Origin of the sequence: Streptomyces zinciresistens K42, from assembly GCF_000225525.1 — a bacterium.
In the GTDB taxonomy this organism is placed as follows: domain Bacteria; phylum Actinomycetota; class Actinomycetes; order Streptomycetales; family Streptomycetaceae; genus Streptomyces; species Streptomyces zinciresistens.
This window is the reverse complement of record NZ_AGBF01000113.1, coordinates 1-22,381: the sequence shown is the minus strand read 5'-3', so window position 1 is coordinate 22,381 and position 22,381 is coordinate 1. Positions and strand designations below refer to the sequence as shown.

21 protein-coding genes, 5 tRNA genes and 1 pseudogene are annotated in these 22,381 nt (G+C 72.3%); 19 read left to right on the top strand and 8 right to left on the bottom strand.

Annotation, left to right across the window (positions count from 1 at the left end):
* On the bottom strand, positions 1 to 2,172 hold a 2,172-nt coding region (locus SZN_RS24860; RefSeq protein WP_007499986.1), incomplete at its 3' end, for a sensor histidine kinase.
* Positions 2,173 to 2,794: 622 nt separating this feature from the next.
* Between SZN_RS24860 and SZN_RS24855 the strand changes: the two genes are divergently transcribed.
* The 9 genes from SZN_RS24855 to SZN_RS24815 all read left to right on the top strand — a co-directional run bounded on the left by SZN_RS24855 (position 2,795) and on the right by SZN_RS24815 (position 6,775).
* Positions 2,795 to 2,965: a hypothetical protein gene (locus tag SZN_RS24855; protein ID WP_007499984.1), complete on the top strand. Its 171-nt coding sequence runs from the start codon at positions 2,795 to 2,797 to the stop codon at positions 2,963 to 2,965.
* A 142-nt stretch (positions 2,966 to 3,107) separates the two neighbouring features.
* Entirely contained in the window at positions 3,108 to 3,893 is a 786-nt protein-coding gene (locus SZN_RS24850; protein WP_007499982.1) for a fumarylacetoacetate hydrolase family protein, read from the top strand.
* The gene (gene gltX / locus SZN_RS24845; RefSeq protein ID WP_078508912.1) at positions 3,886 to 5,379 is read left to right on the top strand and encodes a glutamate--tRNA ligase; all 1,494 of its coding nucleotides are present in this window, start codon (positions 3,886 to 3,888) and stop codon (positions 5,377 to 5,379) included. Before SZN_RS24850 ends, gltX begins: the two co-directional genes overlap by 8 nt.
* A gap of 77 nt (positions 5,380 to 5,456) precedes the next feature.
* Entirely contained in the window at positions 5,457 to 6,188 is a 732-nt protein-coding gene (locus SZN_RS24840) for an HAD family hydrolase (RefSeq protein WP_007499978.1), read from the top strand.
* A 93-nt stretch (positions 6,189 to 6,281) separates the two neighbouring features.
* Positions 6,282 to 6,353: transfer RNA gene (locus tag SZN_RS24835), tRNA-Gln, on the top strand.
* Positions 6,354 to 6,374: 21 nt separating this feature from the next.
* Positions 6,375 to 6,447 (top strand) — tRNA-Glu (locus SZN_RS24830).
* Positions 6,448 to 6,509: 62 nt separating this feature from the next.
* Positions 6,510 to 6,582 (top strand) — tRNA-Glu (locus tag SZN_RS24825).
* 20 nt (positions 6,583 to 6,602) lie between these two features.
* Positions 6,603 to 6,674, top strand: a tRNA-Gln gene (locus SZN_RS24820).
* Between the two features lie 28 nt (positions 6,675 to 6,702).
* Positions 6,703 to 6,775 (top strand) — tRNA-Glu (locus SZN_RS24815).
* 207 nt (positions 6,776 to 6,982) lie between these two features.
* Here the strand turns inward: SZN_RS24815 and ndgR are convergent.
* Positions 6,983 to 7,699: an IclR family transcriptional regulator NdgR gene (gene ndgR, locus SZN_RS24810; protein WP_007499975.1), complete on the bottom strand. Its 717-nt coding sequence runs from the start codon at positions 7,697 to 7,699 to the stop codon at positions 6,983 to 6,985.
* 202 nt (positions 7,700 to 7,901) lie between these two features.
* Here ndgR and leuC point away from each other — a divergent pair, with 202 nt between their 5' ends.
* From leuC to SZN_RS24790, 4 genes are all read left to right on the top strand, one after another.
* Complete coding sequence (gene leuC / locus SZN_RS24805; protein ID WP_007499973.1) at positions 7,902 to 9,332, top strand: 3-isopropylmalate dehydratase large subunit; 1,431 nt, start codon at positions 7,902 to 7,904, stop codon at positions 9,330 to 9,332.
* A gap of 5 nt (positions 9,333 to 9,337) precedes the next feature.
* Positions 9,338 to 9,931, top strand: coding sequence for a 3-isopropylmalate dehydratase small subunit (gene leuD, locus SZN_RS24800; RefSeq protein WP_007499972.1), 594 nt, complete (start codon positions 9,338 to 9,340; stop codon positions 9,929 to 9,931).
* Positions 9,932 to 10,196: 265 nt separating this feature from the next.
* Positions 10,197 to 10,427 (top strand): SCO5555 family protein, encoded by a 231-nt coding sequence (locus SZN_RS24795; RefSeq protein ID WP_007499970.1) that lies wholly within the window; start codon positions 10,197 to 10,199, stop codon positions 10,425 to 10,427.
* 138 nt (positions 10,428 to 10,565) lie between these two features.
* Positions 10,566 to 11,219 carry an HU family DNA-binding protein gene (locus tag SZN_RS24790; RefSeq protein WP_007499968.1) on the top strand — a complete coding sequence of 218 codons (654 nt, stop codon included), beginning with the start codon at positions 10,566 to 10,568 and terminating at the stop codon, positions 11,217 to 11,219.
* 83 nt (positions 11,220 to 11,302) lie between these two features.
* On the opposite strand, the gene SZN_RS42010 is transcribed toward SZN_RS24790, so the two are convergent.
* On the bottom strand, positions 11,303 to 11,506 hold the full coding sequence (locus SZN_RS42010; protein ID WP_007499967.1) for a hypothetical protein: 204 nt from the start codon (positions 11,504 to 11,506) through the stop codon (positions 11,303 to 11,305).
* Positions 11,507 to 11,511: 5 nt separating this feature from the next.
* Positions 11,512 to 12,225 carry a 2-phospho-L-lactate guanylyltransferase gene (gene cofC / locus SZN_RS24780; protein ID WP_007499965.1) on the bottom strand — a complete coding sequence of 238 codons (714 nt, stop codon included), beginning with the start codon at positions 12,223 to 12,225 and terminating at the stop codon, positions 11,512 to 11,514.
* A 214-nt stretch (positions 12,226 to 12,439) separates the two neighbouring features.
* On the opposite strand from cofC, the gene SZN_RS24775 reads away from it, so the two are divergent.
* The 3 genes from SZN_RS24775 to SZN_RS24765 all read left to right on the top strand — a co-directional run bounded on the left by SZN_RS24775 (position 12,440) and on the right by SZN_RS24765 (position 15,521).
* Positions 12,440 to 13,228: a lysophospholipid acyltransferase family protein gene (locus SZN_RS24775; protein ID WP_007499963.1), complete on the top strand. Its 789-nt coding sequence runs from the start codon at positions 12,440 to 12,442 to the stop codon at positions 13,226 to 13,228.
* Complete coding sequence (locus tag SZN_RS24770; RefSeq protein ID WP_007499961.1) at positions 13,225 to 14,235, top strand: NAD(P)H-dependent glycerol-3-phosphate dehydrogenase; 1,011 nt, start codon at positions 13,225 to 13,227, stop codon at positions 14,233 to 14,235. The genes SZN_RS24775 and SZN_RS24770 overlap by 4 nt, the downstream gene beginning before the upstream one ends.
* 128 nt (positions 14,236 to 14,363) lie before the next feature.
* Entirely contained in the window at positions 14,364 to 15,521 is a 1,158-nt protein-coding gene (locus tag SZN_RS24765; protein ID WP_007499959.1) for a D-alanine--D-alanine ligase family protein, read from the top strand.
* Positions 15,522 to 15,597: 76 nt separating this feature from the next.
* Here SZN_RS24765 and SZN_RS24760 read toward each other — a convergent pair whose 3' ends face one another.
* Both SZN_RS24760 and SZN_RS24755 read right to left on the bottom strand, forming a co-directional pair.
* A complete protein-coding gene (locus SZN_RS24760) occupies positions 15,598 to 16,104 on the bottom strand; it encodes a DUF3515 domain-containing protein (protein ID WP_043732900.1) in 507 nt (168 codons plus the stop codon).
* A 20-nt stretch (positions 16,105 to 16,124) separates the two neighbouring features.
* On the bottom strand, positions 16,125 to 16,358 hold the full coding sequence (locus tag SZN_RS24755; RefSeq protein WP_007499955.1) for an Lrp/AsnC family transcriptional regulator: 234 nt from the start codon (positions 16,356 to 16,358) through the stop codon (positions 16,125 to 16,127).
* Between the two features lie 206 nt (positions 16,359 to 16,564).
* On the opposite strand from SZN_RS24755, the gene SZN_RS24750 reads away from it, so the two are divergent.
* A complete protein-coding gene (locus SZN_RS24750; RefSeq protein WP_007499953.1) occupies positions 16,565 to 17,533 on the top strand; it encodes a thiamine-phosphate kinase in 969 nt (322 codons plus the stop codon).
* Positions 17,530 to 18,330 carry a bifunctional hydroxymethylpyrimidine kinase/phosphomethylpyrimidine kinase gene (gene thiD, locus SZN_RS24745; RefSeq protein ID WP_007499951.1) on the top strand — a complete coding sequence of 267 codons (801 nt, stop codon included), beginning with the start codon at positions 17,530 to 17,532 and terminating at the stop codon, positions 18,328 to 18,330. The genes SZN_RS24750 and thiD overlap by 4 nt, the downstream gene beginning before the upstream one ends.
* Before the next feature lie 125 nt (positions 18,331 to 18,455).
* Here thiD and rpmB read toward each other — a convergent pair whose 3' ends face one another.
* On the bottom strand, positions 18,456 to 18,641 hold the full coding sequence (gene rpmB / locus SZN_RS24740; protein ID WP_003993230.1) for a 50S ribosomal protein L28: 186 nt from the start codon (positions 18,639 to 18,641) through the stop codon (positions 18,456 to 18,458).
* Between the two features lie 256 nt (positions 18,642 to 18,897).
* On the opposite strand from rpmB, the gene SZN_RS24735 reads away from it, so the two are divergent.
* Positions 18,898 to 20,568 carry a DAK2 domain-containing protein gene (locus SZN_RS24735; protein WP_007499948.1) on the top strand — a complete coding sequence of 557 codons (1,671 nt, stop codon included), beginning with the start codon at positions 18,898 to 18,900 and terminating at the stop codon, positions 20,566 to 20,568.
* 25 nt (positions 20,569 to 20,593) lie between these two features.
* Here SZN_RS24735 and SZN_RS24730 read toward each other — a convergent pair.
* Positions 20,594 to 22,381: pseudogene (locus SZN_RS24730) on the bottom strand (tetratricopeptide repeat protein); the annotation flags it as partial.

The following is a 22,381-nucleotide window of genomic DNA, read 5'->3' as shown; positions in this document are numbered from 1 at the left end:
GCCAGGCGCGGGCTTCTTGCCGCCCTGGGCGACGTCCACGGGCAGCATGACCAGCGCGGTCGTTCCACCGGAGTCGGACGGGCGCAGCTGGATGCGGATGCCGTGCCGCTGGGAGAGGCGGCCGACCACGAACAGGCCCATGCGGCGGGAGACGGAGACGTCCACGGTGGGCGGCGAGGCGAGCCGCTCGTTGATCGCCGCGAGGTCCTCGGGGGAGAGGCCGATACCGGTGTCGTGGATCTCGATCAGGACGCGGCCGTCGGGCAGCGCGTGACCGGTGACCTTGACCTTGGTCTGCGGCGAGGAGAACGAGGTCGCGTTCTCCAGCAGCTCGGCGAGCAGGTGCACGAGGTCGTTGACCACGCGGCCGGCGACCTCGGTCGTCGGCACGGAGGCCAGTTCGATGCGCTCGTACTGCTCCACCTCGGAGGCCGCGGCACGCAGCACGTCGACCAGCGGGACCGGGCGGGTCCAGCGGCGGCCGGGCTCCTCACCGGCGAGGACGAGGAGGTTCTCACCGTTACGGCGCATGCGCGTCGCGAGGTGGTCGAGCTTGAACAGCGAGGACAGCTGGTCCGGGTCGGCCTCGCGGGACTCCAGTTCGGAGATGAGCGAGAGCTGACGCTGGATGAGGCCCTGCGAGCGGCGCGAGAGGTTGGTGAACATCGCGTTGACGTTGCCCCGCAGGAGGGCCTGCTCGGCGGCGAGGCGGACCGCCTCGCGGTGCACGTCGTCGAAGGCCGCGGCCACCTGGCCGATCTCGTCCCGGGAGTGCACACCGACCGACTCGACGGAGGTGTCGACGTCCTGCGGGTCGGACTCGGAGAGCTGCTTGACCAGTTCGGGCAGCCGGTCCTGGGCGACCTTGGTGGCCGTCTCCTCCAGCCGGCGCAGTGAGCGGATCATGGAGCGGGCGACCACGAAGGCGCCGACCAGCGAGACACCGAGCACGAGCAGGATCAGCGCACCGGAGATGATCGCCTCGCGCTCGGAGGCGTTGCGCAGCTCGCGGGCCTTCTGCTCCATCTCCTCCAGCAGTGTGGTCTCGATGGCGCGCATGCCCTGGATCTTGGTGGTGCTGTCGTCGACCCAGTCGCGGTAGGAGCGCTTGTCCAGCGACCGCAGACCGGAGGCCGAGGTCAGGGCGCGGCTCGCGTAGGTGTCACTGGCCTTGATCGTCGGGTTGCCCTCGCCGATCGGCTTCAGCAGCTCCTCGGCCGCCTCCGGGCTGTAGATGCTCCGGAAGCTGCGCAGCTCGGACTTCTGGCTCTCCAGCGCCGACTGCGCGTAGAGGCGATCGTTGTCGGAGAGCTTGCCCTCGGCGGTGTTGTTCGCCGGCAGGGCCGCGGCGAGGGTCGCGCGCTGGATGGAGGCGTACTCCTTGGCCGAGGAGAAGGCGGCCAGCGCACGCGTGCTCTGGATCATGTCCGTGTTGCTGGTCGCCTCGGCCATGTCCTGGGAGAGGCTCAGCAGGTTGGTGATCATCCGGGAGTAGGCCTCCACGCTCTGCGTGGAGTTGCCCTCCGCCTGGTACGCGGTGTTGCGGATCTGGGAGAGCGTGCCGAGTTCGCGGACGAGCTGGACGATGTTGTCGCGGACGCCCTTGAGGTTGCCGTCCTTGCTGCTGTCGTCGATCTGCTCGGACGCCTCGACGAAGCTGTCGCGGGCCCGGTCCGACTTGTCGCGGTAGCCCTTGACCGTGTAGTCGGTCGCCTTGGCGCCGTGCGCGAGCGGGCCGGCCGACTGGTCGCGCTCCTCCTGGAGCGCCGCGGCGAGCTCGGTGGCGCGCTTGGTCATGTCCGTCAGCAGCCGCATGTTGTCGAGCTGCTGGATGTCGTCCATGTTGCTGCTGATGCGCAGGGCGCCCAGCGAGGTCGCGGCGACCACAGGCAGCGTCAGCAGCGCGACCAGGCGTGTGGAGATACGCCAGTTGCGCAGCGCTATTCGCGAGCCGGGGCCCGTGGGGGCCTTCGGCGGCTTCTTCGCCGGCGGTGCGGGGCTCGCGGCTCCCGGAGGCGCCGACACGGCCGGGCGCCCGGCGCGCTCGCCGCCGTCGACGGACAGGGCCGGACCGCCCTGGTTCTGGGCGTGCTGGGGCGAGGGACCTCGGTCGGCCCCGCCGTGCTCCGGCTCCGCCGAAGCGCTGCCATCCCTCTTGAAACGTCCCTGCACTAGCGTCGCAACCTCTGGACCAGGCACCCCTCCGCGTGAACGGACGGGCACGGTGTCGGCGTAGTCGGGGAGCGTCCTGAAAACGCTCCCTGATGGTCGTGATGGACCGGCGCTGGCTCCCCCTTCTCGCCGCCGCCCGGCGCTCTGGGCGCCCCCTGTGCGCCGGCTCGGTACCTGCGGCGGTCCGTGGAATTCCAGCACAGTGCAGGATCTCCAACAAGGCCCGTAGGTCGACCCGTGACATACGTGACACCACGTGAGTGAGGGGTTACCTGCCGTCGAACCTTATCCCGCTCATACCGGGCGTATGCCCGCGAGTTGCGGACGCCCGAAAGGTGTCCCAGTCGCCATGATCAGGAGCGGAATGATGGCTTCAGGTGTTGAATGTCCGTTTGGTCGGACCGAAAGACGCGCCGGGAATGCGGTATTTGCGTGGTGGTCCGTGAGCAAACTCACACCCTGATCGAAGCGTCCGGCCCGCTTCCCCGGGGAATCCCATGTTTAGCCTGACGCTTTACAAGGCGGAGACTTCTGCCAACCCGCGTCCGGAGACTGGCCGCACCAGGGGCCGTCCCGGGCGCTTTGTCACGACCGGACCCCGAACACCGTGGAGACGACGACGATGTACCGCACCATAGCCAACCCGCGGCGCACGACGCTGGCGCACCTCGACGGCGCCGACGAGCTCCAGATCCCGCTCCTCCCGGAACACGCCGTCGACCTCCCCGCCCGGACCGCCAACCCCCGGCGCACCGTCCTCGACGAGATGCCCGTCACCGTCGCCACCGGCTGATACGCGCGCCGGCGCCCGGCCGTTCAGCCGGCCGCCCGCCCTGGCCCGCCGACGGCGCACACGGAGCGAGGCGCCCGCCCCTCGCCGCGCTAGCCTGGAGCGTCAGACTCCGGACCAGCTCAGTGAGGGGCGCAAGGATCCCGTGCGCATCGCCAGATTCTCCATCGACGGGAACGTCGCCTTCGGCGCGGTCGAGGGCGACAGGCCGGACGAACTCGTCCTCGACATCATCAAGGGCATCCCGTTCACGGACTTCGAGCTCTCCGGCACCAAGGTGCCGCTGAGCAAGGTCAGGCTGCTGCCGCCGGTGCTCCCCAACAAGGTGGTGGCCTTCGGCCGCAACTACGCCGAGCACGCCCGTGAACTCGGCCACGCCGTGCCCGACGCCCCGTTCGCCTTCTTCAAGCCGTCCACCGCCGTGATCGGCCCCGGCGACGAGATCCAGTACCCGTCCTTCACCGAGGACCTCCACCACGAGGCCGAACTGGCCGTCGTCATCGGCAGGCTCTGCCGCGAGGTCCCGCGCGAGCGCGTCAAGGACGTGGTCTTCGGCTTCACCTGCGCCAACGACATCACCGCGCGGGACGTCCAGAAGCGCGAGAAGCAGTGGGCCCGCGCCAAGGGCTTCGACACCTCCTGCCCGCTCGGCCCCTGGGTCGAGACGGGCCTGGACCTCGGGACGGCGTCCGACCTGACGATCCAGCTCACGGTCAACGGCGAGCAGCGCCAGCTCGGCCGTACCAGCGAGATGATCCACTCCATCGAGGACCTGATCGTCAACATCTCCGAGGCCATGACGCTGCTCCCCGGCGACGTCGTCCTCACGGGCACCCCGGCGGGGGTCGGCCCCCTGCACGTCGGCGACGAGGTCGCCGTCACCATCGAAGGCATCGGCACTCTCACCAACAAGGTTGTCAAGCGTGGCTAGCGCATCCGGTACCCCCGTACGCGTCCGTTTCTGCCCGTCCCCGACCGGTAACCCCCACGTGGGCCTGGTCCGCACCGCCCTGTTCAACTGGGCGTTCGCGCGCCACCACCAGGGGAGCGGCGCTCAGTTCGTGTTCCGCATCGAGGACACCGACGCGGCCCGCGACTCCGAGGAGTCCTACGACCAGCTGCTCGACGCGATGCGCTGGCTGGGCTTCGACTGGGACGAGGGCCCCGAGGTCGGCGGCCCGCACGCGCCGTACCGCCAGTCGCAGCGCATGGACCTCTACCGGGACGTCGCCGCGAAACTGCTGGACGCCGGCCGCGCGTACCACTGCTACTGCTCGCAGGAGGAGCTGGACGGCCGCCGCGAGGCCGCCCGTGCCGCCGGCCGGCCCTCCGGCTACGACGGCCACTGCCGCGACCTGAGCCCCGCGCGCGTGGAGGAGTACCGGGCCGAGGGCCGGGAGCCGATCGTCCGCTTCCGGATGCCCGACGAGACGATCACCTTCACCGACCTGGTCCGCGGCGAGCTGACGTTCACCCCCGAGAACGTCCCGGACTACGGCATCGTCCGCGCCAACGGCGCCCCGCTCTACACGCTCGTCAACCCGGTCGACGACGCGCTGATGGAGATCACCCACGTCCTGCGCGGCGAGGACCTGCTCTCCTCGACGCCCCGTCAGATCGCCCTGTACAAGGCGCTGGCGGACCTCGGCATCGCCCGCGGCATCCCCGCCTTCGGACACCTGCCGTACGTGATGGGCGAGGGCAACAAGAAGCTCTCCAAGCGCGACCCGCAGTCCTCGCTGAACCTCTACCGCGAGCGCGGCTTCCTGCCCGAGGGACTGCTCAACTACCTCTCCCTGCTGGGCTGGTCGCTCTCCGCCGACCAGGACATCTTCTCGGTCGACGAGATGGTCGCAGCGTTCGACGTCGCCGACGTGAACCCCAACCCGGCCCGCTTCGACCTGAAGAAGTGCGAGTCGATCAACGGCGACCACATCCGCCTGCTCGACGTGAAGGACTTCACCGAGCGCTGCCGCCCGTGGCTGCGGGCCCCCTTCGCCCCGTGGGCGCCCGAGGCGTTCGACGAGGCGAAGTGGCAGGCCGTCGCGCCGCACGCGCAGACCCGGCTGAAGGTCCTGTCGGAGATCACGGACAACGTCGACTTCCTCTTCCTCCCGGAGCCGGTCCTCGACGAGGCGTCCTGGGCGAAGGCGATGAAGGAGGGCTCCGACGCCCTCCTGCGCACCGCCCGCGAGAAGCTCGACACGGCCGACTGGACCTCCCCGGACTCCCTGAAGGACGCGGTCCTCGCCGCCGGTGAGGCCCACGGCCTCAAGCTCGGCAAGGCCCAGGCCCCGGTCCGCGTCGCCGTCACCGGCCGCACGGTCGGCCTGCCGCTCTTCGAGTCCCTGGAGATCCTCGGCAGGGAGGCGACGCTGGCCCGGATCGACGCGGCGCTGGCGAGGCTCGCGGCCTGACGCGCGCACTCCCCGAGGGGGCGGCATCCGGACACCGGGTGCCGCCCCCTTCGCCGTACGGCGGTACCGTCGGTGCCATGCCGATCAGAGCCGTGGTCTGGGACGTGGACGACACCCTCTTCGACCACACGAGCGCCGACCTCACCGGGATGCGGCTGCACCTGGCCGCCGAGGGGCTGCCGGAGTCCTACGGCAGCGCCGAGCGGGCCCTCGCGCGCTGGCGGGAGGCCACGAACCGGCAGTGGGCGCGGTTCGCCGCGGGGGAGGCGACCTTCGAGGAGCAGCGGCGGGACGGGGTGCGGGACTTCCTGGGCGAGGAGCTGAGCGACGCGCGCGCCGACGCGTGGATCGCCCGCTACATCGCGCACTACGAGTCCGCCTGGGCCCTCTTCCCCGACGTCCTGCCCGTCCTGGACGCCCTCGCCGACAGCCACCGCCACGCCGTGCTGTCCAACTCCAGCCTCACCGTTCAGGACCGCAAACTGCGCGTGCTCGGCGTGCACGACCGCTTCGAGTCGATCCTGTGCGCCGCCGAGCTCGGGGTCTCCAAGCCGCAGGCCGGCGCCTTCCACGCCGCCTGCGCGGCGCTCGGTCTCACCCCGGGCGAGGTCGCCTACGTCGGCGACCATCCGGAGATCGACGGGCGCGGCGCCGCGCGGGCCGGGCTGCTGTCCGTGTGGATCGACCGCGGCGGCGTGTACACCGGCGGCGGCGCCTCGGGCGCCCCCCACCGGATCGCCTCCCTCGCCGAACTCCCCGCCCTCCTGCGCGCCGATACCCGTTTTGGAGCCCCGTCCACCTTCGGGTAATGTTCTTCCTGCGCCGCCGGGAGCGGGCCGAGAGGCCGGGATCCACGGGGGAGCACTACTAGAACAAGATCCCCGCAGGGGCTTGCGTTCCAGTGGCCTATGGTGTAATTGGCAGCACGACTGATTCTGGTTCAGTTAGTCTTGGTTCGAGTCCAGGTAGGCCAGCTCGCAGAGCTCATCTGCATCGCCCCCGTTGTGTAGCGGCCTAGCACGCCGCCCTCTCAAGGCGGTAGCGCCGGTTCGAATCCGGTCGGGGGTACAGATCCTTCCCGCGAGGACGGTTCGGGTAGCTCCCGCCGATCTCGATGCAGGATCGCTAGGGCCCCCGTTGTGTAGCGGCCTAGCACGCCGCCCTCTCAAGGCGGTAGCGCCGGTTCGAATCCGGTCGGGGGTACGAACTGGTCTAAACCACATTGGTCTATGGTGTAATTGGCAGCACGACTGATTCTGGTTCAGTTAGTCTTGGTTCGAGTCCAGGTAGACCAGCTCGGATCTGCGGAAACGTAAGATCCACGCCCCCGTTGTGTAGCGGCCTAGCACGCCGCCCTCTCAAGGCGGTAGCGCCGGTTCGAATCCGGTCGGGGGTACACGAAGCGAAGGCCCCTCACCGCATCTCGGTGAGGGGCCTTCGCCGTACCCGCCTCCGCCCCGCCCGCTGCTCTCCGTGCGATGTTGTCGAGGGCGGTCGCGTGCCCCAACCGCGCCTACGTCGACGGCAGTTGGAGGTTTCGCGAGGAGAGGGGCCGCCGCGGCGTCGAGGCCGCCCTTCCCCCGCGAACGGTGCTCCCGCGTCCTCAGCCCGTGCGGCGCAGCGCCTCGGAGAGGCGGCCGGCGGCGTCGATGACCGCCTGGGCGTGCATCCGGCCCGGGTGGCGGCTCAGGCGCTCGATCGGGCCCGAGACCGACACGGCGGCCACCACGCGGTTCGACGGACCGCGCACGGGCGCGGAGACGGACGCGACGCCCGGCTCCCGCTCGCCGATGGACTGGGCCCAGCCCCGGCGCCTGACGCCCGAGAGCGCGGTGGCCGTGAAGCGGGCGCCCTGCAGTCCGCGGTGGAGCCGCTCCGGCTCCTCCCAGGCCATGAGGATCTGCGCCGACGAGCCCGCCTTCATCGTGAGCGTCGAACCGACCGGGACGGTGTCCCTGAGGCCGGACAGCCGCTCCGCCGCGGCGACGCAGATCCGCATGTCGCCCTGGCGGCGGTAGAGCTGCGCGCTCTCGCCGGTCACGTCGCGGAGGTGGGTGAGGACCGGGCCCGCCGTGGCGAGGAGACGGTCCTCACCGGCCGCCGCGGCCAGTTCCGAGAGACGGGGGCCGAGAATGAACCGTCCCTGCATGTCGCGCGCCACCATGCGGTGGTGTTCCAGAGCCACGGCCAGCCGATGGGCCGTGGGTCGTGCCAGTCCGGTGGCCGAGACGAGCCCCGCGAGGGTGGCCGGACCGGACTCCAGGGCGCCCAGGACAAGGGCTGCCTTGTCCAGAACGCCGACGCCGCTACTGTTGTCCATGAAACGATACTCGCGTCTCACTCTGTGAAACGCAAGTTCAATTTTCCGTGGAACACGCCACTCTTGAAGGACGAAGGCAGAGCGGCCCGTGCGTCAGGACGGGCCTGGCGGCGGACGCCCGGAACGGGGGCGCGGGCGGGGAGCCGCCTTCTCAAGATCTCTAGTTGGGCCGGTGGACCGTAGGCCGGCCGAAGGGAAAGCGATGGGTAGGACACTCGCGGAGAAGGTCTGGGACGACCACGTCGTCCGGCGCGCCGAGGGCGAGCCCGACCTCCTCTTCATCGATCTGCACCTGCTGCACGAGGTGACCAGCCCGCAGGCCTTCGACGGTCTGCGCAAGAGCGGCCGCCGGGTGCGCCGTCTCGACCTCACCATCGCGACCGAGGACCACAACACCCCGACCCTCGACATCGACAAGCCCATCGCCGACCCGGTCTCCCGGGTCCAGCTGGAGACGCTGCGCAAGAACGCCGCGGACTTCGGGGTGCGGCTGCACCCGCTGGGCGACGTCGAGCAGGGCGTCGTGCACGTCGTCGGACCCCAGCTCGGCCTGACCCAGCCGGGCATGACCGTGGTCTGCGGCGACTCCCACACCTCCACCCACGGCGCCTTCGGCGGCCTGGCCTTCGGCATCGGCACCTCCCAGGTGGAGCATGTGCTGGCCACCCAGACCCTGCCCATGGCCCGCCCGAAGACCATGGCCATCACGGTCGAGGGCGAACTGCCCGACGGCGTCACCGCGAAGGACCTGATCCTCGCGATCATCGCCCGCATCGGCACCGGCGGCGGCCAGGGCTATGTCCTGGAGTACCGCGGCCCCGCCATCGAGAAGCTCTCGATGGAGGCCCGGATGACCATCTGCAACATGTCGATCGAGGCCGGCGCCCGCGCGGGCATGATCGCCCCCGACGAGACGACCTTCGCCTACCTCCAGGGGCGCCCGCACGCGCCGCGGGGCGAGGACTGGGACGCGGCCGTCGCGTACTGGAAGACGCTGAAGAGCGACGCGGACGCCGAGTTCGACGCCGAGGTCGTGATCGAGGCCGCCGAGCTGTCGCCCTTCGTCACCTGGGGCACCAACCCCGGCCAGGGCGCCCCGCTTTCGGCCGACGTCCCCGATCCGGCTTCGTACGAAGACGCCTCGGAGCGCCTCGCCGCCGAAAAGGCCCTGGAATACATGGGGTTGGAGGCCGGTCAGCCGCTGCGGTCCATCAAGGTGGACACCGTCTTCGTAGGCTCCTGCACCAACGGCCGCATCGAGGACCTGCGTGCCGCCGCCGAACTCGTCAAGGGCCGCAAAGTCGCCGACGGCGTACGGATGCTGGTCGTGCCCGGCTCCGCGCGGGTGGGGCTCCAGGCCGTCTCCGAGGGCCTGGACGTCGTGTTCAAGGACGCCGGCGCCGAATGGCGGCACGCGGGCTGCTCGATGTGCCTGGGCATGAACCCCGACCAGCTGGCGCCCGGCGAGCGCTCCGCCTCCACCTCCAACCGCAACTTCGAGGGCCGGCAGGGCAAGGGCGGCCGTACGCACCTGGTGTCCCCGCAGGTCGCCGCGGCCACCGCGGTCCTCGGGCACCTGGCCTCCCCGGCCGACCTGTCCGACGCCGAGACCCGTACGCCCGCTGGAGTCTGAGAGCCATGGAAGCATTCACCAAGCACACCGGCCGGGCCGTCGCGCTGCGCCGTTCCAACGTCGACACCGACCAGATCATCCCGGCCCACTGGCTGAAGAAGGTGACCCGGGACGGGTTCGAGGACGGGCTCTTCGAGGCCTGGCGCAAGGACCCGCAGTTCGTGCTCAACCAGCCCGAGCGCCAAGGCGCCACGGTGCTGGTCGCCGGCCCCGACTTCGGCACCGGCTCCTCGCGTGAGCACGCCGTGTGGGCGCTGCAGAACTACGGCTTCAAGACCGTCATCTCCTCCCGCTTCGCCGACATCTTCCGCGGCAACTCGCTCAAGAACGGCCTGCTCACGGTGGTGCTGGAGCAGCAGACCGTGGACGCGCTGTGGGAGCTGACCGAGCGCGACCCGCAGGTGGAGATCACGGTCGACCTGGAGGCCCGCGAAGTGCGCGCCGAGGGCCTCACCGCCGCCTTCGAGCTGGACGAGAACTCCCGCTGGCGGCTGCTGAACGGCCTCGACGACATCTCGATCACCCTCCAGAACGAGGAGGACATCGCCGCCTACGAGGCCGGGCGCCCCTCGTTCAAGCCGCGCACCCTCCAGAGCTGAGCCGCGAGCCGCCCCAGGACGACTTTCGGCCACCGCAACACCCCCCGCCGTACCCCCGATCAGCCCGATCGGGGGTACAGCCATGTCTGCACCCGAACGGCCCCGCGCGTCGGCTGCGCCATCCGCAACTTCCCATGTTAGAAGGGGTGTTGACAGGGTAGGCGAGTGCCGTTGCCCCTGCTTTGGCAAGTGCCCCGAAGGCCAATCGAGGCCGGAGTTGCACCCCTGGCAGGCGACAACTCGCCCCAGATGGCACAATCTGTGCATGGAACACGACGGCCAACTCGAGCTCTATGCGGCAGTCGCGGACCAACTCAAGGAAGCGCACACAAGAGTGCGCGCACTGCAAGTCCCGGAGGGCGTACGGATGGCGCTGACCCGGAAGCTGCTGGTCATTACGGCCGCGGCCAAACACGACGTCGTCGAAGCGACAAGGCGTCTGGAGCGGTTCATCGCGGACCTCGACGCGGGGCGAATCCCCGAAGAGGAACGCTGAAGACCTTCGAGACAGTCGAGTCCGTTGCGGCACAAGGGTGATTAGCCCGTTTCGTGTTTGATTTGCGGTATATATCTGCCTAACGTGCGAAAAAAGCTTGAACACTTTCGTTCTGGCGAGGTCTCCGAAGGGGAAGACGTGAACAAGGCGCAGCTCGTAGAAGCGATTGCCGACAAGATGGGCGGCCGCCAGCAGGCCGCCGAGGCTGTCGACCACGTACTGGACGCGATCGTCCGCGCGGTCGTCGCTGGTGAGCGGGTCTCCGTCACCGGCTTCGGATCGTTCGAGAAGGTCGACCGCCCCGCCCGGTACGCCCGCAACCCCCAGACGGGCGAGCGGGTTCGGGTCAAGAAGACCTCCGTGCCGCGCTTCCGCGCCGGCCAGGGCTTCAAGGACCTGGTGAGCGGCTCGAAGAAGCTTCCCCGGGGCGGCGAGGTCTCCGTCAAGAAGGCGCCCAAGGGCAGCCTGACCGGCACCGCCTCGGCGACGGTCAAGAAGGCCGCGGCGAAGAAGACCACGAAGGCCGCGGCCAAGCGGACCACGGCCGCCGCGAAGAAGACCGCCGCCAAGAAGACCACGGCCACCGCGAAGAAGACCACCGCCAAGAAGACCACGGCGAAGAAGACGGCGACGGCCGCGAAGAAGGCCACGACGGCGGCGAAGAAGACCACCGCCAAGAAGGCGACGGCCAAGAAGGCCCCGGCGAAGAAGGCGACCGCCAAGAAGGCGCCCGCCAAGAAGTCGACGGCTCGCACGACCACCGCCAAGAAGGCGACCGCCCGCAAGAGGTAGGACCGCAGGGGCACTCACGCGCCGGGCCGGACTCCGAGTGGAGTCCGGCCCGCGGCGTGTCCGGGGCGCGCGGGCCCCGGCGCTCAGAACGTCTGGAGCGTCACCAGCGTGATGCGCAGGGCCGCGCCCTCGCCCTCCGCCTCGACCCGCACCCGCTGCCCGGGGCGCAGCAGCCGCAGGCCGCCCGCGTCGAAGGCCGGGGCGTCGAAGGGGACCGGGGTCCCGTCGTCCAGCAGCACGCTGCCGGAGCGCGACGCGGGGTCGTAGGTGTACGCGGTGGCCTGCATGGGGCTCAGCCTACGGGGCCGGGCGGCGAGGTTCGAGGCCGGAGCCGGGCCGGGCGCACGGGCTGCGGCCGCGGTGTCCACGGCCGGAGCTCCGCCGCCAGCAGGCGCGCGGCCGCCGCCGTGCGCGGGCCCACCCCCAGGGCGAGCGCGGCCCGCAGATCGTCGCCGGTGTCCACGTCCTGGCGTACGGAGTCCACGCCGTCGGGGTCGAGTTCCCGCGCGCCCGAGGCGCGGTGGCGGGCCCGGGAGTCCTCGCCGAACGCGGGCCGCAGCGCATGGCCCGGGGCCGCGGCGAGCAGGGTGGTGCCGAGCGCGGCGGCGTCCGGGAGGAAAGCGCGGGGGAAGTGCGCCGCGCGGTCCAGGACGCGGGCCAGTTCGAGGGGGCGCAGGGCCGGCAGATCGGCGTTGAGGGCGGCGACCGGGGCGTCGGTGCGGGCCGAGCGCACGGCCGCGGCCCCGTGGGACAGGGCGGCGTTGAGGCCGCCGCCGGGCTCGCCGGGGACGATGTGCGCGCCCAGCGCGCCCAGCTCGCGGCCCGCCAGGACGTCGTCCGTGACGACCGCCACATCCTTCACGGAGGGGCACGCCAGCGCCGCGGCCACCGTGTCCTGCGCGAACGCGAGGGCGAGACCGGGACGCAGCCCGTCGGCGGCGGTGTCCGACAGCCTGCTCTTCGCGCGCGCCAACGGCTTCAGGGGTACGACCAAGGTCCACTGCACCGGAGTTCCGTCCCTCTCTCGTCGCGGTCATTGTCACTCAGCCGCCGCCGGGGGGCGTCCGGCGGCCGTGACGGGACGCGGGCGCGCGGTCCCTTTCGGGGCTGGGTGCGGAACACGGGCGGGCGTACGGTGTTCTCGACAGACCGTCGGCCTGGGGCGACACTTGTGCGGCCCCCAGGCCCGAGGTCCTTGATCTCTAGAGGAAGGTGTCCGCGTGCCCCGCCGCAGAATCGGCTTCTGGTACCGCTTCGCCGCGGTGCTCTGCAAACCGCCGCTGGTGGTTCTGATCAAGCGGGACTGGCGCGGAATGGAGAACATTCCGGCCGAGGGCGGATTTATCACCGCGGTGAACCACAATTCACACATCGACCCTCTCGCCTACGCCCACTATCAGTACAACACCGGCAGGGTTCCGCGATTCCTGGCGAAGAGCGGGCTTTTCAAGAAAGGGTTCGTCGGAGCCGCGATGCGCGGCACCGGGCAGATCCCCGTCTACCGCGAGACCACGGACGCGCTCAGCGCCTTCCGGGCCGCCATCGACGCGGTCGAGCGCGGCGAGTGCGTCGCCTTCTACCCCGAGGGCACCCTCACCCGGGACCCCGGCCAGTGGCCCATGACCGGCAAGACCGGTGCCGCGCGCGTGGCCCTGCAGACCAGGTGCCCGGTGATCCCGATCGCGCAGTGGGGCGCCAACGAGGTGCTGCCCCCCTACGCCACCAGGCCGGACCTCCTTCCCCGCAAGACGCACCGCGTGCTGGCCGGCCCGCCCGTGGACCTCTCGCGGTTCCACGACCGGGAGATGACCCCGGAGCTGCTGAAGGAGGCGACGGAGGTCATCATGGCCGCCATCACCCGCCTGCTGGAGGAGATCCGCGGCGAGAAGGCCCCCGGGGCGACGTACGACCCGCGCCAGGAGCGCATCGAGCAGCGGCGCACGACCACCGCGCAGAACGGGCGGACCCAGCGGGTCACCGCCGAGCAGGAAGAGGGGCAGAGCACGTGAGCAAGCCCGTCAAGGCGGCCGTCATGGGCACCGGTTCATGGGGCACCGCCTTCGGTATGGTCCTCGCCGACGCGGGCTGCGAGGTGACCCTGTGGGCCCGCCGCGGCGAACTCGCCGACGCGGTCAACTCCACCCGTACGAACCCCGACTACCTGCCCGGCGTAGAACTCCCGCAGGGGCTGCGGGCCACCTCGGACGCCGCGGAGGCCGTGCGGGACGCCGACTTCACCGTACTCGCCGTGCCCTCGCAGACGCTGCGCGCCAATCTCGCCGACTGGCGGGGCCTGCTCGCGCCGGGTACGGTCCTCGTCTCCCTGATGAAGGGCGTCGAACTCGGCTCCGCGATGCGCATGAGCGAGGTCATCGAGGACGTCGCCGAGGTCGACGCGGACCGCATCGCCGTGGTCACCGGCCCCAACCTGGCGCGCGAGATCGCCGCCCGGATGCCGGCCGCCGCGGTCGTCGCCTGCACCGACGAGGCGCACGCGCGGCGACTCCAGGCGGCCTGCCACACGCCCTACTTCCGCCCCTACACCAACACCGACGTGGTGGGCTGCGAGCTGGGCGGCGCCGTGAAGAACGTGATCGGCCTCGCCGTCGGCATCGCGGACGGCATGGGCCTCGGCGACAACGCCAAGGGCTCGCTCATCACCCGCGGCCTCGCCGAGACGACCCGCCTGGGGGCCGCCCTGGGCGCCGACCCGCTGACGTTCTCCGGACTCGCCGGTCTCGGCGACCTCGTGGCGACCTGCTCCTCGCCGCTCTCGCGCAACCACACCTTCGGCACCAACCTCGGCAGGGGCATGACCCTCCAGGAGACCATCGCCGTCACCCGGCAGACCGCCGAGGGCGTCAAGTCCTGCGAGTCCGTGCTGGATCTGGCCCGCCGCCACGGCGTCGACATGCCGATCACGGAGACGGTCGTCGGCATCGTGCACGAGGGCAAGCCTCCGGTGGTCGCCCTCAAGGAGCTGATGTCGCGCAGCGCGAAGCCCGAGCGACGCTGAGCGAACCCGGCCCCGCCCGGCGGCGAAGGAGCGCCCGGGTGCGGGCCCGCGGTCCCCGGCGCGCCCGCGCACGCACACACGGCCCGGACGCTGACGCGGCTCCTACGGGCGGGTACGCTCATCGCGATATGAGCACCGAGAACCTCCCCCAGAGCCCTGACCAGCCGCAGCGCAAGCCGCGCGTGGCCGTCGTGTTCGGCGGCCGCAGCTCCGAGCACGGGATCTCCACGGTCACCGCCGGCGCGGTCCTGCGCGCGATCGACCGGACGACGTACGACGTCCTGCCGATCGGCATCACGCGGAGCGGCCGGTGGGTGCTCACCGCCGACGAACCGGACCGCATGGCGATCACCGAGCGCCGTACGCCGGACGTCGAGCAGCTGGCCGACTCCGGCGAGGGCGGCGTGGTCCTGCCCGTCGACCCGGCCAGCCGCGAAGTGGTCTGGAGCGAGCCCGGATCGGTGCCCAAGGCGCTCGGCGAGGTCGACGTGGTCTTCCCGGTGCTGCACGGCCCCTACGGCGAGGACGGCACCCTGCAGGGACTGCTGGAGCTCTCCGGCGTGCCGTACGTGGGCTCGGGCGTGCTGGCCTCGGCAGTCGGCCAGGACAAGGAGTACATGAAGCGGGTGTTCACCTCCTTCGGCCTCAAGGTGGGGCCGTACGCGGTGATCCGGCCACGCGAGTGGGAACAGGACGAGGCCGCCGCCCGCAGGAAGATCATCGACCTGGCCGGCGACCACGGCTGGCCGCTGTTCGTGAAGCCCGCGCGCGCGGGTTCGTCGATCGGCATCACCAAGGTCGACGATCCCTCCGGTCTGGACGAGGCGATCGCCGAGGCGCGGCGGCACGACCCGAAGATCCTCGTGGAGGCCGCGCTGCGGGGCCGCGAGATCGAGTGCGGGGTGCTGGAGTTCGAGGACGGCCCGCGGGCGTCGGTGCCCGCGGAGATCCCGCCGCCGGACACGCACGCGTACTACGACTTCGAGGCCAAGTACATCGACTCCACGCCCGGCCTCGTACCGGCGCCCCTGACGCCGGCGGAGACCGCCGAGGTCCAGCGGCTGGCCGTGGACGCCTTCGAGGCCGCCTCCTGCGAGGGCCTGGTGCGCGCGGACTTCTTCCTCACCGAGGACGGGGAGTTCGTGATCAACGAGATCAACACCATGCCCGGCTTCACCCCGATCTCGATGTACCCGCAGATGTGGCAGGCGAGCGGCATCGGCTACCCGGAACTCGTGGACCGGCTGATCCGCGCGGCGCTGCGGCGCTCCACGGGTCTGCGCTAGGGCGTGCGGGCCTGCCGGGCGTCGTGAGCCGGTGACTTCCGGCCGCGGCGCTGGACCCGCCTCCTCCCCGTCCGTCTCAGTCGGCGATCCCCACGGGGATCGCCTTCTTCACGGCCGGGGCCAGGTCGACCAGCACGGCGGAGCTGTCCCGTCCCCCGGCCACGCTGACCTCGACGTACGCGAGCCGGTTCGCGGTCGTGAAACGGCTCGCGCCGTCCCGCTTCTCCATCAGCCAGTCGACGCCGTCGACCCCTCCGGCGACCGCCTCGGGGTCCTGTCCCGAGGCGACCTTCGGATCGATCATCTTCGGCGGCCGGACGACACCGCACCGCAGTATGATCGCCGGGTCTCCCCAGCCCGCGGTCAGCGCCGACGCGGGCGAGGGGTCCTGACGGCCGACTCCGTCCACCCGGGCCGGCAGTACCTTGTCGAGGTTCCGGCACAGCTTCGCGGCCTTCGCGCCCGGACTGGGAACCGCCGCCGACGCGCTGCCGTCTGCTGAGGAGCAGCCCGCGGCGGCGACCAGCAGAACGAGCGCGGGAAGCCCGATGACAGAAGTGCGCCGGTGACGCGAAGAGTTCACCGGCCCAGGGTAGACGGGGGCTACAGATGCACGACCGGGCAGGTCAGGGTGCGGGTGATGCCGTCCACTCCCTGGACCTTGGCGACCACCATGCGACCCAGGTCGTCGACTGTGTCGGCCTGGGCGCGCACGATGACGTCGTAGGGACCGGTGACGTCCTCGGCCTGGATCACGCCGGGGAGCTTGCCGATCGTCTCGGCGACGGTCGACGCCTTGCCGACCTCCGTCTGGATCAGGATGTACGCCTGTACCACGGAACCTCCAGAGCGGCCACGAGGATCATGTGGGGAAAAGGAACGCCACGGTATCGCGTCGCCGCTCGCCGCGGGGAGACCCGCGGTGGCCGGGGCTCGCGCGCCGGGGCGCGGGCACGACAGAAGTTGACGTACACCTCGACGGTAACGAGGCCGGCAGTGACACGCGACCGGGTGCTAACAGGGACAGAAGGGGCGTAAGGGAAATGAAGGGCACTGTTGGTGAGCTGGGGGAGTTCGGGCTCATCAGGGAGCTCACCTCCCGTCTCACCACCACCCCGGCGGTCCGGGTGGGCCCCGGCGACGACGCCGCGGTGGTGGCCGCACCCGATCGCCGGGTGGTGGCCAGCACCGACATCCTCCTGGAGGGACGGCACTTCCGCCGCGACTGGTCCACCGCCTACGACGTGGGCCGCAAGGCCGCCGCGCAGAACCTCGCGGACATCGCCGCCATGGGCGCCGTGCCCACCGCGCTGCTCCTCGGACTGGTCGTGCCGGCCGAACTCCCGGTCACCTGGCCGACCGAGCTGATGGACGGCCTGCGCGACGAGTGCCAGGTCGCGGGCGCCTCCGTGGTCGGCGGGGACGTCGTGCGCGGCGACTCGATCATGGTGTCGATCACCGCGCTGGGCGATCTGCGCAACCAGGAGCCCGTGACCCGGGGCGGCGCGCAGCCCGGCGACCTCGTCGCGGTGACCGGCTGGCTGGGCTGGTCCGCCGCCGGATACGCCGTCCTCGCCCGCGGGTTCCGCTCGCCGCGCGCCTTCGTGGAGGCGCACCGGCGCCCCGAGCCGCCCTACCACGCCGGTCCGGCGGCGGCGGGCCTCGGAGCCACCGCGATGTGCGACGTCAGCGACGGTCTGATCGCCGATCTCGGGCACATCGCCGAGGCCAGCAAGGTCCGTATCGACATCCGCTCGGGCGCCATAGACATCCCCACCCAGATGAACGACATCGGGCAGGCGGTCGGGGTGGACCCGATGCAGTGGGTGCTGACCGGGGGGGAGGACCACGCGATCGTGGCCACCTTCCCGCCCGACGTGAAGCTGCCGGCCCGCTGGAAGGTGATCGGCGAGGTCCTCAACCCCTCCGCGCTGCCCCAGGTGACGGTCGACGGGGCACCCTGGACGCGCAAGGGCGGCTGGGACCACTTCGGAGGGGACATCGAGTCATGAGCGCTCCGCCCCGGGTGCTGACGGTCGCGGGCTCCGACTCCGGCGGGGGCGCCGGGATCCAGGCCGACCTGAAGACGATGCTCGCGCTCGGCGTCCACGGCATGAGCGTGCTGACCGCGGTCACCGCGCAGAACTCCCTGGGCGTGCAGGGCGCTTGGGAACTCCCGGTGCGGGCGGTACGGGCCCAGTACCGCAGCGTCGTCGACGACATCGGCGTCCAGGCGGTCAAGACGGGCATGCTGGCGTCGGCCGAACTGGTGGAGGCCGTCGCGGAGTTGATCGGCGCGACGGACGCGCCCGCCGTGGTCGACCCGGTCGGTGTCTCCAAGCACGGCGACCCGCTGCTGGCCGCCTCCGCGCTCGACTCCGTACGCACCAGGCTGCTGCCGGTGGCGACCGTGGCCACCCCGAACCTCGACGAGGTCGCCCAGCTCACCGGTGTGCGCGTCGAGTCGGAGGACCAGCTGCGCCAGGCCGCGGACGCGGTCCTGGAGTACGGTCCGCGCTGGGTGCTGATCAAGGGCGGCCATCTGTCCGGCGACGCCGTGGACCTGCTCACGGACGGCCGCCGCGAGCACTGGCTGCGGGCCCCCCGCCACGACAACCGGCACACCCACGGCACGGGCTGCACGCTCGCCTCCGCCATCGCCGCACAGCTCGCCAAGGGGCGGTCGGTGCCCGAGGCGGTGGCGGCGGCCAAGGACTACGTCACCGGGGCCATCGCCGCCGGGTTCGCGCTCGGCGGCGGCATCGGGCCGGTGGACCACGGCTGGGCCCTCACCCGCGGCGGACGGTAGCGCCCGGAGCCGGGAGCGGGACCCGGTTCCGGCGTCGTACGGGTACGGCAAAAAGCCGGCCCACCCGGAGGTGGACCGGCTCAGTGCGGCGAACCAGCAGTGGCCGCGCGCTCAGCTGATGGGCGTCAGCGCGAGACCTTGCCAGCCTTGATGCACGAGGTGCAGGCGTTCACGCGCTTCGGCGTCCCGCCGACCACGGTACGGACGCGCTGGATGTTCGGGTTCCAGCGACGGGACGTACGGCGGTGCGAGTGCGAGATGTTGTTGCCGAAGCCCGGCCCCTTGCCGCAGACGTCGCAGTTGGCAGCCACGGGTCACTCCAAAGACTTCAGATGCACTTACGGTTGATCCCGGCATGCCGGGATCAAGATCGAGGATCAGAGATCTGAGTGGCGGTGCCAGGGGAATGGCCCGATGTGTATCGGGCAACCGGAGCAGCATACAACGACTGCGCCAGCAGAACGAAACTACCATGGCAGCTCAGGGGCCCGCTCCCGGCCCGCTTCCGCCGGGCACCGCTTCCGGGTCTACGCTGCCACCCACGTCCGGGAGTCCGAGGAGGCGCAGGTGGCGCAGGTGCCGCAGACATTCTTCGATGCTCTCGCGGTGCGCACCTGGTGCGGACTCGCACTGGAGTCGCTCGGCCGGGCCCGCGAGGAGATCGACGCGATCAACGTCTACCCCGTCGCCGACGGGGACACCGGCACCAACATGTACCTGACCGTGGAGTCCGCGGTCGCGGCGGTGGAGGCCGTGTTCACCGCCTACGACGTGGGCAGGCCCACCCTGCCCGACGCCGCCCGCGCCATGGCGCACGGCGCCCTGATCGGGGCCCGCGGGAACTCCGGGACGATCCTCGCCCAACTGCTGCGCGGCATGGCCCAGGTGCTCGCCGGGGACGGTGAGCGGGCTCACACCGACGGAGCCGGGCTGCGCCTCGCCCTGCGCCGGGCCGCCGACTCCGCGCGCGAGGCCGTCGTCCACCCCGTGGAGGGCACCGTGCTCACCGTCGCCGCGGCCGCCGCCGACGCCGCGGGAGCCGCGCGGGGCGACGACTGCGCGACGGTCGCGCGGGCGGCCTTCGAAGGGGCGCGCACGGCCCTGGCGGCGACTCCGGGGCAGCTGCCGGTCCTGGAGCGCGCGGGCGTCGTCGACGCCGGCGGGCGCGGGCTGGTGGCGGTGCTGGGCGCGCTCGTGCAGACGTTCACCGGGGAGGCGGCGCCGAGCACCCCCGCGCGCGGGCCGCGGCGGGCCGCGGCGCCCGGGAGCGTTCCCCCGGCCGGCGCCGGGGAGTGCGAGGACCCCGAGGGGGCGGGCGGCCCCGCCTTCGAGGTGATCTACCTCCTGGAGGCCGGGGACGCGGCCGTCGCCCGGCTGCGGACCCGCCTCGACGCCCTCGGCGACTCGCTCGTGATCGTCGGCGGCGACGGGCTGTGGAACGTCCATGTGCACGCCGACGACGCCGGGGCCGCCGTGGAGGCCGGCGTCGAGGCGGGACGGCCGTACCGCATCCGGATCACCCACTTCGGGGCCGGTGACGCGCACACCACCGGCGAGCGCGCGCCGCGCGAGCGGGTCCAGCGGGCCGTCGTCGCCGTGGTGCCCGGCGAGGGCCTGGCCGTGCTGTACGGCGAGGCCGGCGCGACCACCGTCCTCGCCCGCCCCGGCGAACCCCCGGCGAGCGGGGAACTCGTCGAGGCCGTACGGCGGGCCCACGCGCGCGAGGTCGTCCTGCTGCCCAACGACGCCGACCTGCGCCACACCGCCGCCGCGGCCGCCGAACAGGCCCGCGCCGAGGGCATCCGCGTGGCCCTGATCCCCACCCGCTCCGCCGTGCAGGGCATCGCCGCGCTCGCCGTGCACGAGCCGGACCGCCGCTTCGACGAGGACGTCGTCGCCATGACCTCGGCGGCCGGCGCCACCCGCTACGCCGAGGTCGCCGTCGCCGAACGCCAGTCGTGGACCATGGCCGGCATCTGCCAGGCCGGCGACGTCCTCGGCCTGGTCGACGGCGACGTCGCCGTCATAGGCACCGACGTCACCCGCACCGCCGAGGGCGTCCTGGACCGCATGCTCGCGGCCGGCGGCGAACTCGTCACCCTCGTCCTGGGCGACGAGGCCCCGGACACCGTCGCCGAACACCTCGCGGCACGCGTGCGGGAGACGCACCTCGCCGTCGACACCGTCGTCTACCGGGGCGGCCGCCAGGGCGCGGTCCTGCTCATCGGCGTGGAGTGAGCCCCGCGCCGGACGCCGGGCGTCATCAGGCGCTCTCCTGCTCCTCCACCACCTGGAGCATCTGGCCGGCCTCCGCCCGCCGCTCCCGGGTCGTACGGTCGCCCCCGCCGGCGCCGTCGTACGCCGCGAGCACCGCACGCGCGTGGGACGCCGCCGAGGCCGGGCGGCCCAGGTCGGCCTCCAGCCAGCCCGCCGCAAGCTCGGCGCCGGTACGGCTGTGCACGGCGGCGTCCCCCAGGGACGCGAACACCGCGACCGCGCGCGTGACCCGGTCCAGCGCCGCCTCCAGCGCCACGCTGATCGCCTCGTCCTCGGCGTCCTCCGCCGCCGAGCGGGCCAGCAGATCCCCGAACTGGCGGTAGGTGTGGCCCAGTTCGGCGGTCAGCCGGTCCCGGGCCTCCTCGTCGACCAGCCCGTCGAGCGCCGCCTCGCACTCCGCGACCGCCTCCGCCATCAGCCCGCCGGCCGTGCCCGCCGCGTCCTCGGCGCCCTCCGCCCGCAGCGCCAGCCACGCGCGGGCCCGCAGCGCGCGGACCAGGCCGTGGACATGGCCCAGGGAGCGCCACAGCTCGCCCGCGCGCGTGTACGCCCGGTCCGCCTCGGCGGGCAGGCCCGCGTTCCCCAGGGACTCGGCGGCCAGGTGCGCGAGCGTGGCGTGGTCGTGCTGATCGGGCCAGTGCCGGGCGAGGTCGGCGGCCCCGAGCCGGCGTTCCGCCGCCTCCCGGTGCTCGCCCAGCTCGCCCAGGCAGTCACCGAGCCACCACAGCGTCTGGACGACCGCGCCGTCCCCGTGCGTCTCGGCCGACAGGTCCGGAAGCGCCGACTCCAGCACCTCGGCCGCCTCCGCGAACCGCTGCTGGCGCAGCAGGAAGCCGCCGAGCTGCTGCCGCGCCCACGCGCCCAGGGTGCGGCCCTGGCCCGCCTCGTCGGCCCAGTGCGCCGCCTCCAGGGCGTGCTCGGCGGCCTCCTCGGGGCACTCCCGGCCGTCCAGCACCTCCGCCAGCTGCAGATGCAGCTGGGCCCGCCCCACGGCCTGGAGGTGCGGTCCGCCGTGCTCCAGGGCCGCCCGCAGGGCCCGCTCCGCCTCGGCGCCGTCGCCGAGCTGGTGGGCGAGCCCGGCCAGCCGGGCCTCGTACTCGACGGCGAACCACGGCAGTCCGGCCCCGACGAACGCCGCGGCGGCCCGCGCGAACAGGGCCGACGCCTCCTGGGCGGCGCCGTCCAGCGCCGCCAGTTCCGCGAGCATCGCCTGCGCCTCGGCGACCCGCGCGACGAGCCGGACGTCGTCCCCGGTCTGCCCGTCGACCAGCGCCAGGACCTCGCGGGCGGCGGCCCCGGCCGCGGCCGGGACGGTGTCCTGGGCCGCGTCCTCCGTCTCGTGCACCCGCCGCATCAGGATCCGCGCGCGGCTCATCAGCACCGCGGCCGTCTGCCGCAGCCCCGTGCCGTCCTCGGCGTACAGCGCGAGCACGTCGTCGTACAGCCCGCCGACCGCCGCCAGCGCCTGCGGGACCTCGCCGGCCAGCGCCCGTACGTACGCCCCGCGCGCGCGTGCCGCCAGCGCCTCCCCGGGGTCGCCCGCGCGCGCGTAGAGCGCCGCGGCCTCCTCGAACAGAGCGACGCCCGCGGGGCCCAGGTCCATCGCCCGGTGGTCGGCGATCTCCGCGAGGTCGCGCGGCTCCAGCTCGACCCCCTCCGCCGCGCGCGCCACCGCGGCCCACGCCTCGACCGCGTCCGGCTGGAGGGTGTCCGACAGGCGCCGGGCGGCGGCGATCAGCGCGGGCAGGTCCGGCTCGCCGCGCGGGACGTCCGC

Excerpts from the sequence above, each read along its gene's own strand:
- SZN_RS24855 (WP_007499984.1), top strand. The coding sequence starts at position 2,795 with ATGTACCGCACCATAGCCAACCCGCGGCGCACGACGCTGGCGCACCTC.
- SZN_RS24840 (WP_007499978.1), top strand. The coding sequence starts at position 5,457 with ATGCCGATCAGAGCCGTGGTCTGGGACGTGGACGACACCCTCTTCGAC.
- ndgR (WP_007499975.1), bottom strand. The coding sequence starts at position 7,699 with ATGGACAACAGTAGCGGCGTCGGCGTTCTGGACAAGGCAGCCCTTGTC.
- leuC (WP_007499973.1), top strand. The coding sequence starts at position 7,902 with ATGGGTAGGACACTCGCGGAGAAGGTCTGGGACGACCACGTCGTCCGG.
- leuD (WP_007499972.1), top strand. The coding sequence starts at position 9,338 with ATGGAAGCATTCACCAAGCACACCGGCCGGGCCGTCGCGCTGCGCCGT.
- SZN_RS24795 (WP_007499970.1), top strand. The coding sequence starts at position 10,197 with ATGGAACACGACGGCCAACTCGAGCTCTATGCGGCAGTCGCGGACCAA.
- SZN_RS42010 (WP_007499967.1), bottom strand. The coding sequence starts at position 11,506 with ATGCAGGCCACCGCGTACACCTACGACCCCGCGTCGCGCTCCGGCAGC.
- SZN_RS24765 (WP_007499959.1), top strand. The coding sequence starts at position 14,364 with ATGAGCACCGAGAACCTCCCCCAGAGCCCTGACCAGCCGCAGCGCAAG.
- SZN_RS24750 (WP_007499953.1), top strand. The coding sequence starts at position 16,565 with ATGAAGGGCACTGTTGGTGAGCTGGGGGAGTTCGGGCTCATCAGGGAG.
- thiD (WP_007499951.1), top strand. The coding sequence starts at position 17,530 with ATGAGCGCTCCGCCCCGGGTGCTGACGGTCGCGGGCTCCGACTCCGGC.